Here is a 14,175-nt window from a genome sequence, read left to right as displayed (position 1 = left end):
GGGCTTTTGCCCTCAACTCACGCCAGCCCGAGGCCACCGACCACAAGGTCGATGATCTTGATGCCGACGAACGGCGCGATCAGGCCGCCCAGGCCATAGACGGCGAGATTGCGCGCCAGCAGCGGCCCCGCCCCCATCGGCTTGTAGGCCACGCCCTTCAGCGCCAGCGGCACGAGCAGCGGAATGATGAGCGCGTTGAAGATGATCGCGCTCAGGATCGCCGATTGCGGCGTCGCCAGCCCCATGACGTTCAGCACGCCGAGGCCCGGATAGAGCGCCACGAACATCGCCGGGATGATCGCGAAATATTTCGCCACGTCATTGGCGACCGAGAAGGTCGTCAGCGCGCCGCGCGTCATCAGCAGCTGCTTGCCGAGGCCGACGACCTCGATCAGCTTGGTCGGATCGCTGTCCAGATCGACCATGTTGCCCGCTTCGCGCGCGGCCTGGGTGCCGGTGTTCATCGCGACGCCGACATCCGCCTGGGCCAGCGCCGGCGCATCGTTGGTGCCGTCGCCGCACATCGCGACCAACTTACCGCCCTGCTGTTCCTTGCGGATCAGTGCCAGCTTGTCCTCCGGCGTGGCTTGCGCAAGGAAGTCGTCCACGCCCGCCTCGGCAGCGATGGCGGCGGCGGTCAGGGGGTTGTCGCCGGTGATCATCACCGTGCGGATGCCCATGCGGCGCAGCTCGCCGAAGCGTTCGCGAATGCCTGCCTTGACCACGTCCTTCAGGAAGATGGCACCGAGCAACCGGCCATTTTCCGCCACCGCCAGCGGGGTGCCGCCCGCGCGGGCGATCTCGTCGGTGATGCGGCGCAGCTGGGTCGCCGCCGCCGTCTCCCCCACACCCGGATGAGCACGCAGGATCGAGTCGACCGCGCCCTTCTGGATCAGCCGGTCGCCGATCTTCACGCCCGAGATACGGGTCTGGGCGGTGAAGGGGATGATCTCGGCGTCCGTTGGCAGGCTGGCGATCGAGACCTTGAACTGCTCGCGCGCCAGGACGACGATCGAGCGGCCCTCGGGCGTTTCATCGGCCAGGCTGGCCATCAGCGCGGCCTCGGCCAGCGCATCCACGTCCGAGCCGCCGACGGCACGGAACTCGCTCGCCTGACGGTCGCCGATGGTGATGGTGCCCGTCTTGTCGAGCAGCAGCACGTCGACGTCACCCGCCGCCTCGACCGCACGGCCCGACTTGGCGAGCACGTTGAAGCGGACCAAACGGTCCATGCCCGCAATGCCGATCGCCGACAGCAAGGCCGCGATGGTCGTCGGGATCAGGGTGATGAGCAACGCCGCCAGGATCGCCACCGGGATGCTGCCGCCCGCATAGGAGGCAAAGCCCGGAATGGTGCCGACCGCGATCAGGAAGATGATGGTCAGACCGACGAGCAATATGGTCAGCGCCACCTCGTTCGGGGTCTTCTGCCGCTCGGCCCCCTCGACCAGCGCGATCATGCGGTCGAGGAAGCCCTGCCCCGGATTGACGGTGACGCGCACCCGGATTTCGTCCGAGATGACGCGCGTGCCCGCCGTGACGGCCGAACGGTCGCCACCCGCCTCGCGGATGACGGGCGCGCTCTCGCCTGTGATGGCGGCTTCGTTCACGGAAGCGACACCGGCGACGACTTCACCGTCCGAGGGGATCAGGTCGCCGGTCTCGACCAGCACCACGTCGCCGATCTTCAGCGCGCTGGCGGGGACATTCTCCCACTCATGGCCCGCGCCCTTCAGCCGCTTGGCGGTGAGTTCGGCCTTGGCGGCACGAAGCGAGGCTGCCTGCGCCTTGCCGCGCCCTTCGGCCAGCGCCTCGGCGAAGGTGCCGAACAGCACGGTCAGCCACAGCCAGACGACGAGCTGCAGCTTGAACCCGGTGGTCAGCCCGTCATGCCCGACGACGAGCAGGATGGTCAGGAGTGCGGCGACCACCGCGGTCACGAACATCACCGGGTTGCGGATCAGCTCGCGCGGATTGAGTTTGACGAACGAGGCCTTGATCGCCGGGAGCACGAGCTCGGCGGTGAACAGGCTCTTGGTAGGGGAATGGGCCATGAATGGCGCTCCCGATCAGAAGAGTTGACCGCGGATCATCGCGAGATGATCGGCGATGGGACCAAGGGCGAGGCTCGGGAGGAAGGTCAGGCCGCCTAGCACCAGCACGATGCCGACCAGCAGACCGACCCACAGCACACCCGTGGTCGGGAAGGAGCCGGCCGAGGCGGGGACATGCTTCTTCGCGGCGAGGCTGCCCGCAATGGCGAGCATCGGCACGATGATGAAGAAGCGGCCCACCCACATGGCGACGCCCAACAGGCCGTCATACCAAGGGGTAGAAGCGGTCAGGCCCGCAAAGGCCGAGCCGTTGTTCGCCACCGCGCTGGTAAAGGCATAGAGGATTTCGCCGAACCCATGCGGCCCCTTGTTGAGTGGCCCCGCCAGACCCTGCCCCGTCACGCACGACAGCGCGGTCAGGCCCAGGATGAACAACGGCAGGACGGCGATGGCGAGGACGGCGAGTTTCACCTCGCGGCTCTCGATCTTCTTGCCGACATATTCGGGCGTGCGACCGACCATCAGGCCCGCCACGAATACCGCCAGAATGGCGAACAGCAGGAAGCCGTAGATGCCAGCGCCCACACCGCCGATGACGACCTCGCCCAGCTGCATGTTGAACAGCGGGATCATGCCGCCCAGCGCGGTGAAGCTGTCATGCATCGCATTGACCGCGCCGCACGATGCCGCCGTGGTGACCGCCGCGAACAGAGCCGAGGCGGCGACGCCGAAGCGGACCTCCTTGCCCTCCATATTGCCACCCGCGACGCCCAGCTGGTGCAGCACGGGATTGCCCGCCGATTCGGCCCAATAGGCCACGCTGACGCCGCCCAAGAACAATAGGATCATCGCTGCCAGGATCGCCCAGCCCTGACGCGTGTTGCCGACCGCCTTGCCGAAGCACCAGGTCAGGCCGAAGCCGATCGCGAAGATCGACAGCATCTGGACGAAGTTGGTCAGCGCGGTCGGGTTCTCGAACGGATGCGCGCTGTTGGCGTTGAAGAAGCCGCCGCCATTGGTGCCGAGCATCTTGATCGCTTCCTGGCTCGCGACAGGGCCGAGGAGGATCGACTGGCGCACGCCCTCCAGCGTGTCGACGCTGACGACACCGGCCATGGTCTGCGGCACGCCGCTGGCGATCAGGAAGACGGTGTAGACCACGCAGATCGGCAGCAGCAGGTACAGGGTGATGCGCGTGACATCGGCCCAGAAATTGCCGAGATGCTTCGTCTCGCGCCCCGCAAAACCCCGGAACAACGCAAAGGCCAGCGCGATGCCGGTCGCCGCCGACAGGAAGTTGTGGATGGTCAGGCCCAGCATCTGGCTGAGGTTCGACATGGTCGCCTCGCCGCCATAGCTTTGCCAGTTGGTGTTGGTCGTGAAGCTGATCGCAGTGTTGAACGCCAGATGCGGGGTCAGCCCGGCCAGCCCCTGCGGATTGCCCGGCAGGTAGAATTGCACGCGCAGCACGATATAGGTCAGGACCATCAACGCGACGTTGAAGATCAGCATGTGCAGCGCATAGCGGCGCCAGCCCTGCTGTGCGTTCGGGTCGATACCCGCCAGCTTGTAGAAGCCGCGCTCGACGGGGCCGAGCACGGCATGGAGCGGCGTGCGCCGCCCCTCGTATAGCGCGAACAACCACGCGCCGACCGGCTTGGTCAGCGCGAGCAGGATCGCGACGAAGCCCAGGATCAGGGCCCATCCTTGAAGCGTCATGATGCCGCCCCCTTAAAAACGTTCGGGGCGGATCAGCACCGCCACCAGATAGACGAGAAGGCCGATCGCGGTCAGCGCCGCCAGCCAGAGGTCGAGGGTCATGGCTCAGCCCTCCTCACGCATGGTCGCACAGGCGGGCATAGGCGAGCGTCGCCGCCACCAGCCCGACCATGATCGACAGCCAGATCAAATCATCCACGGCGATGCTCCTCAGAAACCGGCGGTGAGGGTGGCGAGGACGGTGCTGCCCGCGATGTTGCCGGTGCCGTCCTGCCCCTTGCTGAAGCTCGGCCGCAGATAGGCGGCGTCGCGGTCGGAGATGCTGGTATCGACCCAGGCGACGCCCAGCGTCAGGTTACGCCACGTCGTGTCCGCGCCCAGCGACCAGTCCCAATAATCGCCGGTCGGTGTCGGCGCGGTGGCGTTGGGGCCGAGCCCGTCCATGCCCCAGCTATGGCCAATATGCGCCTTGGCGGTGAACGGCGTGCCGGCGATCGCCGCCGCGCCGTCGCCCCAAAGATAGAGATTGTCGCTCTTCGCGCCGGGATGGTCATAGACGCCGGCGGCGGCACTGGCGCCGTTATTGTACCATTTGCCGATAGCCTGCTGCTTGGGCGCATAGGCGACGCCGGCGGTCAGCGAGACCGGGCCGGTCGTGCCCGACAGCTTGGCGAAAGGCTCGGCATAGTCGGTCTTGTTCGCGCCGCCCGGGTACATGTACCAGGTCAGGCCGACGTCGAGCGTGCCGGTCGGGCTGATCTTGGTCTTGTAGCCGCCGATCAGGTCCAGCTCCATGTTCGCGCCGCCGAACGTGCCCCACCCCGCCAGGTTCGACGCCCAGGTGCCGACATACAGGCCGCTCTCATGGGTGGCGGTGATGCCGGCCTGCACTGCCATATGCCCGTCCGACTGCGAAATGCCGCGAAGGCGATAGTCGGAGACGATCGCAGCCGAACCGGTGACGGTCACGGGCGGCGGCGGTGCGGTCTCGGCGGTCTGCGCCGATGCGGCGGCCGGAAACACGAACAGCGCCGTGACGGCGCCCAAGGTGATGGTCTTCATATATGCCCCTATGGACAGGCCGCCGCGAATGAGTGGGGCGACCTCCAGGGCCGAGCAATTAGGCGCGGGGCGCGTAGCAATTCGAGGGCGATCCCCCGGTTTCGCATATAGATGGCGTATAGCGACGCACACATTCCTCCCCTGAAAGGGGAGGTGGCAGGCCGTCAGGCCTGACGGAGGGGTGTCGCGGTTGGCGAGGTACGACTATCCTCGCAACCGGTGACACCCCTCCACCAGCTTCGCTGGTCCCCCTCCCCTTGCAGGGGAGGAAGATAATGGCGTCACGGAAACGTCAACGATCTCGGCCATGGCGGGACATGATCACATTCTCGCGTCGTTCGTTACTCTCCGCCGGGGCCGCGCTCGCCGGCTCCGCCGCCCTGCCCCCCGCCATCGCCCGCGCGGCCGCCATCGCGCCCGACCGGCGGACCGGCACGATCCGCGATGTCGAGCATGTCGTCATCCTGATGCAGGAGAACCGCGGCTTCGACCACTATTTCGGGACGCTGCGCGGCGTACGCGGTTTCGGCGACCGCCTGCCCATCCCGCTCGCCCCGCTATCTCCGGGCGCACCGCCACGCGACGTCTGGCAGCAATATGATCGCACCGCCCCCGAAGGCGCCCGCCTGATCGCGCCCTTCCATCTCGACACGCAGCGCCAGTTCGACCTCATGCGCATGGAAGGCACGCCGCATACCTGGCCCGATGCGCAGGCCGCGTGGGACGAGGGCCGGATGGCGCATTGGCCCGAGGCGAAGAAGCAGCGCGCCATGGGCCATTATGCCCGCGCCGACCTGCCCTTCCAGTTCGCGCTGGCCGAGGCGTTCACCCTCTGCGACGCCTATCACTGCGCGATCCAGACCGGGACCAACACCAACCGCCTGTTCCTGTGGACCGGCACCAACGATCCGGCGGGCCGGGCGGGCGGGCCGGCGATCAGCAACTCGCACGACAATTTCGCGGAAGCGGGCGGCGCGGCCGATCCCTATCGCTGGACGACGGTGGTCGAACGGATGCAGGCGGCCGGGGTCGACTGGCGGCTCTATCAGGACATGGACGACAATTTCACCGACAACCCGCTGGTCGGTTTCGCAGCGTTCCGCGACGCGCATCATGGCAAGGGCGACCCGGCGCTCAAGGACCGCGCGCTGACCACGCGCGGGCTGGACGTGCTGAGGGCCGATGTGCTGGCCGGACGCCTGCCCCAGGTCTCCTACATCATCGCCACCGCCGCCGGATCGGAGCATCCCAATCCGTCCAGCCCGGCTCAGGGGGCGGCTTATACCGCCGAGCTGCTCGACGCGCTGACCGCCGACCCGAAGGTCTGGTCGCGCACCGCGCTGTTCGTGATGTTCGACGAGAATGACGGCTTTTTCGACCATGTCCCCCCGCCGGCCCCGCCATCGCGTGGGGCGGATGGACGGCCGCTCGGCGGATCGACCGTCGACCTGACCGGCGAATATCATGACGTGCCCTCGGGCGGCGACGCCGATGTCGACAAGCCCGCCTATCGCGGCCGCCCTTACGGTCTGGGTCCTCGCGTGCCGATGTATGTCGTCTCACCGTGGAGCCGGGGCGGCTGGGTCAATTCGCAGGTCTTCGATCACACCAGCGTCATCCGCTTCCTGGAGACCCGGTTCGGGTTCCACGAACCCAATATCTCGCCGTGGCGGCGCGCGGTGTGCGGCGACCTGACCAGCGCCTTCAATTTCGCCGCGAACGATACCGCCGCCCCCGCCCTGCCCGACCCGCGCGGTCAGGCCGTGCGCGCCGCCGCGATCAAGGGACAGCTCAGCCCGCAGGCGCCCGGCGATGCCGCCACACCCCGACAGGAGCCGGGTATCCGCCGCTCACGCCCGCTACCCTATCGATTGGAGGTACGAGAGCATCCCGATGCGCACGGCATCCGCCTGTCCTTCCGCGCCGATGGGGCGGGCGCGGTTTTCCATGTCTATGACCGGGCCGCGCTCGATCGGGTGCCACGCCGCTATACGTTGGCGGCGGGCACGCAGATCGAGGATGTCTGGTCGCTCGATGCGATGGGTAACTATGACCTCTGGGTGTTGGGGCCGGCGGGCTTTCATCGTCACCTGACCGGGCGTGGTGCGTCCGCCACGGCGCTATCCTGGTCGGTCGACGATGCGGGGCTGACGCTGACCATTCCGGACGCCTGGACCGATATGGCCGTGATCCGTCAGCGTCCGGCCGCGAAGCCCGGTTCCGCCGAACCGCTGCGTCCCGGTCGGCACCGCTGGGCACTGGACGACAGCCTCGGCTGGTATGACGTGACGCTGACCCGCGCCAGCGATCCGACCTATCGCCGCCGCCTGAGCGGACGCCATGACCGCCCCGGCCGCGCGAGCGTCAGCGACCCGTTCATCGCCTGACGCCGCCGCCCCGATACCCTCTTTCCCACCCCTGCCCGCAGCGATAGGGTAGCGGTCACAATCAAAAGGTTTCGTGGGGGGATGAATCTGATGCGGCAGGACATGCGCGCCGTGGCGGCGGGCCATCGCCGGGGACGTGGCAAGCGCTGGGCGATCACTGCCGCGTTGCTGCTGGGTGGCGCGCCGCTGGCGCTGTCGGCCGATCCGCTGGCGATCGTCGAGCGCAACGGCGCGCAGGTGTCGGTCGAGCCCTACGCCCCCGGCATCGTCCGCGTCACCATCGCCACCGACCGCGCCGAGGCGGCGGGCAAGCCGGGCTATGGCATCAGTGGCACTAGCGATACACGCGGCTGGACCCACCGGACCGACAGCAGCGGCGATGTCTTCGCCTCCGCCGGCCTGACCGTCACCATCGCGCCCCAGCCCTGGCCCAAGCCGCCCAGCCAGATGGAGCGCTATTTCGTTCCCTCGCTTCCCCCGGTGTCGATCGACTTCTCGGGCGCGGACGGCAAGACGCTGACCCGGATGACCGGCTGGGAAAAGGCGCCGCACATGGTGTCGGGCGAGAAGACCTTCCGCGTCGGGGCGAGCTTTTCCGACACGCCCGATACCCATTATTACGGCCTGGGCCAGTATCAGGACGGCGTACTCGACCTGCGCGGGCGCACGATCGATTGCCGCCACGATTATGACCGCCCCGGTGGCGAGTCCGTCTGCGTGCCCTTCATGGTCACCGACAAGGGCTATGCGATCCTGTGGGACAACCCGTCCGCCGCGACCGTCTCGCCCGGCCTGATGAACGCGACCAAATTCGCCTCCAATGTCGGCGAGCGGGTGTCCTTCTTCGTCATCGCCGGCAAGACGACCGACGAACTCTATGCCGGCTATGCCCGGCTGACCGGCGCGACGCCGCTGCCGCCCAAGGCCGCGTTCGGCCTGATCCAGAGCAAGGCGCGCTACGAGACGCAAGGCCAGCTGACCGAGATCGCCGACGGATACCGCAAGCGCGGCCTGCCGCTCGACATCTTGGTGCTCGACTGGTTCTACTGGACGCGGATGGGGCAGCTCGACATCGATCGCACCGCCTTTCCCGATCCCCTGGGCATGAACGCGCATCTCAAGGCGATGGGGATTCAGAGCATCATCAGCATCTGGCCGCGTTTCGAGCGCGAGAGCCGCTGGTTCGACACGCTGGCCGCCAAGGGCTGGCTGATGAAGGACAAGGACGGCGATCCGGTCGACGGCCTGCCCATCCGCTCCGACCGGGCGGGCGCGCTGATCGACACCACCAACCCGGAGGCACGGGAATGGTTCTGGGGCAAGATCCGCGACAACATCTTCTCGCAAGGCTTCGACTATGCCTGGCTCGACGAGACCGAGCCGGATCTGGTGCCCGAAGGGCATTTCTTCTCGATCGGCTCGGGTGATCGCTATCGCAACGTCTATCCGCTGCTCCACACCGCCAGCGTCGCGGACGGATCGGCGCGCGACCGGCCTGACACGCGCAACCTGATCCTGTGCCGCGCCGCCTATCTGGGGACGCAGGCCAATGGCTGCCTGTTCTGGTCGTCGGATGTGCAGTCCAACTGGGAAGCGCTGCGCCGGCAGGTGCCCGCTGGGCTCGGCATGACCGCCAGCGGCATCGCCTATTGGTCGAGCGACACGGGCGGCTGGCAATGGCCCAACGGGCCGGAGGCACCGCGCCCGGTGCTGGTCGATCCGGCGGGCGCGACTGCGATGGCGCCCTCGTACCGCGATTATCCGGAACTGTTCGTCCGCTGGTTCCAGTATAACGCCTTCACCCCGACGCTGCGCATCCATGGCCAGCGTCCGGGCACCGCCTTGTGGGACTATGGCGCGGCGGCCGAACCGATCCTCGCGAACAGCTTGCGGCTGCGTTACGCGCTGATGCCCTATCTCTATGCGCTGGGGCGACAGACCAGCCAGACCGGCGCGCCCTTCATGCGCGCGCTGTTCATGGACTTCCCCCACGATCCGGTCGTGAAGGATCTGGGCGACCAATATATGTTCGGCCCCGCCTTCCTGGTCGCGCCGGTCACCGAACAGGGTCGGACCACGCGCCGCGTCTATCTGCCCTCAGGCGCCGACTGGTATGACTGGTGGACCGATACGCGCTACACCGGCGGCCAGTGGATCGAGGCGGCGGCCCCGATCGATCGCATCCCGCTATTCGTGCGCGCCGGCTCGATCGTACCGATGGGAGTGCAGGTGCCCAGCACCGCGACGGCGCAAGCGCTGGAGAGCATCCGGGTCTATCCCGGCCGCGATGCCGACTTCACGCTCTATGACGATGACGGCACCACCAACGCCTGGCGCAAGACCGGCGGGCGCAGCGCGACGCTGCACTGGAACGATGCCACCCGTCAGCTTACCGCCAACGGCCGCTTGCCGACCGGCCAGACGCCGGCACCGCTGGTCAAGATCATCGGTCGATAACGGGACCGCGCCCGGCCCATTCTCCCTCTTGGGAAATGCGCCGACCGCGATACAATCGATCCGACGGACCGGAATAGTCGGCCGTTTCAGAGGGGAGAGGAAGCATGATCGGTATCATCGCGATGCTGTTGGCCGCGACGTCGGGACAGGCCACGCCCAGCGCCGCCGCCCAGCCCAGCATCTTCGACAAGGCGGTGAACGAGCCGGGTATCGGCTGGAAACTCTACGGTCCCGATCAGTCGGGCAAGCAGGTCCCCGCCGCCGACGTGCCGGGCGGCAATGCCGTGCAGGTAAAGGTCAGCCGCGCCGGGGCGAACCCCTGGGACAGCGGCGCCAGCTATCCCACGATCAAGCCGATCGCGGCGGGCGATACGATGCTGGTCATGGTCTATCTGCGCGCGCCGGGCGCCACCGATGCGGCGCCCGTCACCATCCCGATCGGCGCCGGCGGATCGGAGCCGCCCTACACCCCGATCGTCACCGAGCCGGTGCAGGTCGGCCCGAGCTGGAAACGCTATTACGCCTCGGGTGTGGCGAACCAGGCCTATGCGGCAGGCAAGGCCAATATCTCGGTCCAGCTGGCCGGCGCCAAGCAGGTGATCGAGGTAGGTCCCGCCTTCCTGCTCGACCTGGGGCCGGGGTTCGACCGGTCGAAGCTGCCGCGTAATTGATGGCCATGCCGGGGCGACGCGCCATCGTCCCGGCATCTGTTGCGGCGGCTGAAACATCCTCCCCTGGAAGGGGAGGTGGCAGGCCGAAGGCCTGACGGAGGGGTGTCCCCGCTTGGAAGCGGGGATCGACAATAGCTTTGGCCCCGGCACGGCGTGGCCTTCGACTTCGCTCAGGCGGAACGGCGGTTGGGGCTTTGTCTCATCACAAAAGAAAAGGCCGCCCGCCCCTTTCGGAGCGAACGGCCGTAAGGTTGCATCCGGCCGATCCCGATGGGGACCGGTCGGACACCCGGATCAGAATGTCCCGCGCAGCGCGAACGAGAAGCGGCGGTCGTTGACGATGTACGAACGCGGCGCGGTCTCGGTCGAACCGCTGATATAGGCCTGCTGCGTGCGAACGACCTGATTGGCCAGGTTCACGCCCTGCACGCCGATCTTCAGATATTTGTTCAGGTTGATGAACGCCGACGCGTCCAGCTGCCCGCCCGCATCCTGATAGATCGAGGTATAGGGGAAGATCACATCCGCCGGCGTCAGCAGATACTTCGACCGCCAGTTATACGCCGCACGCAGCGAGACCGGGCCCTTCTCATAGAAAACGGCCGCGTTGACCGTATGCCGCGACAGCCCCTCGAGCGGGATGTTGCCCGGCTTGATGTTCGAGGTATTAGCCGGCGCGCCGCCGTTCAGGAACGAGTTGGGCAAGCCCGAGCTGTCGATATAGGTATAGCTGCCGCTCGCGCCCAGGCCGTTGAGGAAGCCCGGCAGGAAGTCGAAGGTCTGCTGATACGCCGCCTCGAAGCCCTTGATCTTGCCCGTGCCGTCATAGTTGGACGGGCCACGGACCAGCACCGACTGGGTGATGCCATTGCTGGTGATGTTCCGGTTGGTGACCGACTGGTAGAAGAAGTCCTTCACCGACTTGTAGAAGACGTCGAACGACAGCTGGCCGACACGCGCGAAATACCATTCGACCGTGGCGTCGAACTGCCATGCGGTCGCCGGCTTCAGGAACGGATTGCCCGCCGTCGCCGTGATCTGCCCGCTATTGGCGTCGAAGCCCAGCTGCAGGAAGTTGCGGATGTTCGCGAAATCCGGACGCGTCATCACCTTCGACGCCGCCAGACGCAGCACCACGTCGCGACCCAGGCCGAACTTCAGGTTCATGCTGGGCAGCCAGTAATGATACTGGTTGCGCGCCGTGTCGGGCACGGTGACGCCGGTCGAGAAGCGCTGGATCGAGTTGTACGCGGCCTCGCCCAGCTGACAGATACCCGCCGGACGTCCCGTGACGACGGTGCCGTCGGGGCGGGTCGTCGTCGTGATGGCGCAGCGGGTGGCGAACGCGTCGGTCGTGCCGGTCTGCTGTTGCGTCGGGGCGCCGATCGACCCCGCCGACGTCAGATCGGTCAGGACATAGCGGACGCCGATATTGCCGCTCATGCGGACGCCCGGGAACAGGTCACCCGGCGTGGCGAAGTTGATCTGCGCAAAGGCGTTCTTGTCCTGCTGGTTCACCAGCTGGATTTCGGACGGCAGGTAGGGCGTGCCCGACACGACACCCCCACGCTGGGCCAGCGGCGCCCAGGTCGTGGCGGTCGAGCCATTGGCCGACTTCCAGAGATTGCCGATCGACTGGAAGTAGGCTGCCGACTGCTGATAGCCCTCCGTCATGTTGCCCGTGTAATAATAGGCGGACGGCGAGCCGCTGATCGCGCCCCGGAAGAAGTTGGGGAAGGTGTAAAGCTCGGTCTGGCCCGGGGCCTGCGCGAACGACACCGGATTGGTGCCCGACCAGACTTCGGACAGCGCACCCCAGTTATAGGTGGTATAGCGCACTTCCGACGCACGGTCGGCGTAACGCGCGCCGAACTTGGCGTGGGTGAAGAAGCTGCCGTCGTCGAACTTGTAGTCGACATCGGCCTTGAACGCATATTCGCGACCCGTGCTCTCTTCGAGATGGTCCATCGCCGCGCGCCAGAACTGGACGTTGCGATTGGCGAAATACTGCGCGTCGGTCTGCTGGTTCAGGGTCGGGTTGGGCGTGGCCCAGCTCGCCTGCAACGTCGACGGCTTGTGCGGGATGACGGTCGGCAGATTGCCCGACAGATCGAGTTCGGAGTCGGCGAAGGTCGAGCCGAACACGCGCAGGTCGGTGCTGGTCTTCTTGGCGCGGGTATAGTCGCCGTCCAGGTTGACCGACCAATGGTCGTCGAGTTGGGTCTTCAGGTTCAGGCCGAAGTCGGTGACGGTGTTCTCGTCCCGCGTCATGCCGCGCGCCAGCGACTGCTGCGTACCGCCGGTCGGAACCCAGCAGGTCGCATTGCCGCTGCACGATGCGCGATAGCCGTTGCCCGGTGCCGTGATATAGCCCGACTGGAACAGCCCGTTCGCGTCATAGACGTAATTCTTGGTCGTGCCGGTCGGGCACTGGGCGATCGTCGAGTTGGCCGGTCCCAGATTATTCTGAAGGCAGCCCACCGGGAAGGTATTGTACTCGGCCAGATCGGGCGCGGTCTCGAAGGTGCGCTCGGACGTGTTGTTGACCGTGTGCGTGCGCAGGAACTGCGCGGTCAGCAGGGTCCGCTCGTCATTGCTCTGCCACTGGCCCGCCAGCGCAACGCCGTCACGCTTGCGGTCGAATTCCTGCGTCGCGAACTGGCCGCCGATCGGGGCGTAACGCAGCGAGGCCGGGTCGAGGAAGCCGTCGGCGCCGTTCGTGCCGGCCGCACCGCAGGCGAAACCGGTCGAACCGCCGACCGGCAGCGTCGTCTGGTCGGCCGTGCCGGGCAGCGGGTTGCGGCAATTCTGCGCGGTCGTCGAGTTCGCGGCCAGCGCCAGCGTGTTGTCGCGCGTCTGGATATTGGTGATGCGCACGCTGTCGGCACGGCTGCGGACGCGCGAATAAGAGACGTTGCCGAGCAGGCCGAAGCGGCCGATGCCCGTGTCCCAAGTATTGCTCAGCAACAGCGAGCCGGTCGGCGACCACTTCTTCTTGAAGTCGCCATAATTGGCCTCGGCGGTGAAACCGGCATGGAAACCCTTGTTGTCGAAGGGCTTGCGGGTGTTCAGGTTGACCGTGCCGGCCAGGCCGCCCTCGATCAGTTCGGCGGTGGCGTTCTTGTACACCTCGACCGAGCCGAGCAGTTCGGCGGGCACGTCGGAGAAGTTGATCGCCTGCCCGCCGATGCCGGCCGAGAAGGTGTCGCGGCCGTTGAACTCGGAACGGACGAAGGTCAGGCCGCGCACCGCGACGCCCGAGCCTTCGACCGAGAAGTGGTCGGGATCGTTGGCGGCGGCGAAGCGGCTGATCGACACGCCGGGCACGCGTTGCAGCGCTTCGGTGACCGAACGATCGGGCAGCGCGCCGATGTCGCTGGCAGTGATGGCGTCGACGACCGTATCGGAGTTGCGCTTGATCGTCTGGGCATTGGCCAGGCTCTGGCGGATGCCGGTCACGACGACTTCGTTGGTCGACGACTCATCACCGGCGGGCGGCTGGGCGCTGGCGGCCTCGACGCTGGCGGCAGTGCGCGGCGTGGCCGAACCGGCCGTGCCCTGGCCCGCGACCGCGCCGGTCGGCGACGTGGTCTGCGACGCGTCGCTTTGGGCAAAGGCGGGCGTGCTCAGCGACGCGACGCACAGCGCGCCGGCGGAGGCGCTGAACAACAGCCGATGAAATCGATTGGCACTGGCAGTCAAAGGCGCAACCGTGCGCATCATGGTCATCCCCCCCTTTGTCGCGCGCCCCATTGGCGTCGCGGGAAAATAGGTCGTGATCACGGCACGCGCCGTGGTTCACATCCTTGTGATTGCGCTACCAGA

The 14,175-nt window shown here is 66.9% G+C and carries 8 protein-coding genes; 3 read left to right on the top strand and 5 right to left on the bottom strand.

All coding sequences use genetic code 11. The features are described from left to right. Window positions 1-17: 17 nt before the first annotated feature. The 4 genes from kdpB to ACQHGV_RS04520 form a co-directional block, all read right to left on the bottom strand. The gene (gene kdpB / locus ACQHGV_RS04535; RefSeq protein ID WP_440979598.1) at window positions 18-2,054 is read right to left on the bottom strand and encodes a potassium-transporting ATPase subunit KdpB; all 2,037 of its coding nucleotides are present in this window, start codon (window positions 2,052-2,054) and stop codon (window positions 18-20) included. Between the two features lie 15 nt (window positions 2,055-2,069). Next, window positions 2,070-3,773, bottom strand: coding sequence for a potassium-transporting ATPase subunit KdpA (kdpA, locus tag ACQHGV_RS04530; RefSeq protein WP_440979597.1), 1,704 nt, complete (start codon window positions 3,771-3,773; stop codon window positions 2,070-2,072). 12 nt (window positions 3,774-3,785) lie between these two features. Then, window positions 3,786-3,875 carry a K(+)-transporting ATPase subunit F gene (kdpF, locus tag ACQHGV_RS04525; protein ID WP_019517694.1) on the bottom strand — a complete coding sequence of 30 codons (90 nt, stop codon included), beginning with the start codon at window positions 3,873-3,875 and terminating at the stop codon, window positions 3,786-3,788. A gap of 108 nt (window positions 3,876-3,983) precedes the next feature. Further along, the gene (locus tag ACQHGV_RS04520; RefSeq protein ID WP_440979596.1) at window positions 3,984-4,835 is read right to left on the bottom strand and encodes a TorF family putative porin; all 852 of its coding nucleotides are present in this window, start codon (window positions 4,833-4,835) and stop codon (window positions 3,984-3,986) included. Window positions 4,836-5,152: 317 nt separating this feature from the next. Here ACQHGV_RS04520 and ACQHGV_RS04515 point away from each other — a divergent pair, with 317 nt between their 5' ends. The 3 genes from ACQHGV_RS04515 (at window position 5,153) to ACQHGV_RS04505 (ending at window position 10,350) form a co-directional block, all read left to right on the top strand. Beyond that, window positions 5,153-7,222 (top strand): phosphocholine-specific phospholipase C, encoded by a 2,070-nt coding sequence (locus ACQHGV_RS04515; RefSeq protein ID WP_440979595.1) that lies wholly within the window; start codon window positions 5,153-5,155, stop codon window positions 7,220-7,222. 102 nt (window positions 7,223-7,324) lie between these two features. Beyond that, a complete protein-coding gene (locus ACQHGV_RS04510; RefSeq protein WP_440980142.1) occupies window positions 7,325-9,679 on the top strand; it encodes a glycoside hydrolase family 31 protein in 2,355 nt (784 codons plus the stop codon). Between the two features lie 104 nt (window positions 9,680-9,783). Then, entirely contained in the window at window positions 9,784-10,350 is a 567-nt protein-coding gene (locus ACQHGV_RS04505) for a hypothetical protein (protein ID WP_409786881.1), read from the top strand. 294 nt (window positions 10,351-10,644) lie between these two features. Here ACQHGV_RS04505 and ACQHGV_RS04500 read toward each other — a convergent pair whose 3' ends face one another. After that, a complete protein-coding gene (locus tag ACQHGV_RS04500) occupies window positions 10,645-14,073 on the bottom strand; it encodes a TonB-dependent receptor (protein ID WP_440979594.1) in 3,429 nt (1,142 codons plus the stop codon). Window positions 14,074-14,175: the final 102 nt, after the last annotated feature.

It is taken from the genome of Sphingomonas pseudosanguinis (assembly GCF_052056765.1).
Classification (GTDB): domain Bacteria; phylum Pseudomonadota; class Alphaproteobacteria; order Sphingomonadales; family Sphingomonadaceae; genus Sphingomonas; species Sphingomonas pseudosanguinis.
This window is presented reverse-complemented; position numbering and strand designations above follow the sequence as displayed.

What these genes read in the sequence shown, in the direction of transcription:
- kdpB (WP_440979598.1), bottom strand. Translation starts at nt 2,054, where the DNA reads ATGGCCCATTCCCCTACCAAGAGCCTGTTCACCGCCGAGCTCGTGCTC.
- kdpA (WP_440979597.1), bottom strand. Translation starts at nt 3,773, where the DNA reads ATGACGCTTCAAGGATGGGCCCTGATCCTGGGCTTCGTCGCGATCCTG.
- kdpF (WP_019517694.1), bottom strand. Translation starts at nt 3,875, where the DNA reads ATGACCCTCGACCTCTGGCTGGCGGCGCTGACCGCGATCGGCCTTCTC.
- ACQHGV_RS04520 (WP_440979596.1), bottom strand. Translation starts at nt 4,835, where the DNA reads ATGAAGACCATCACCTTGGGCGCCGTCACGGCGCTGTTCGTGTTTCCG.
- ACQHGV_RS04515 (WP_440979595.1), top strand. Translation starts at nt 5,153, where the DNA reads ATGATCACATTCTCGCGTCGTTCGTTACTCTCCGCCGGGGCCGCGCTC.
- ACQHGV_RS04510 (WP_440980142.1), top strand. Translation starts at nt 7,325, where the DNA reads ATGCGCGCCGTGGCGGCGGGCCATCGCCGGGGACGTGGCAAGCGCTGG.
- ACQHGV_RS04505 (WP_409786881.1), top strand. Translation starts at nt 9,784, where the DNA reads ATGATCGGTATCATCGCGATGCTGTTGGCCGCGACGTCGGGACAGGCC.
- ACQHGV_RS04500 (WP_440979594.1), bottom strand. Translation starts at nt 14,073, where the DNA reads ATGATGCGCACGGTTGCGCCTTTGACTGCCAGTGCCAATCGATTTCAT.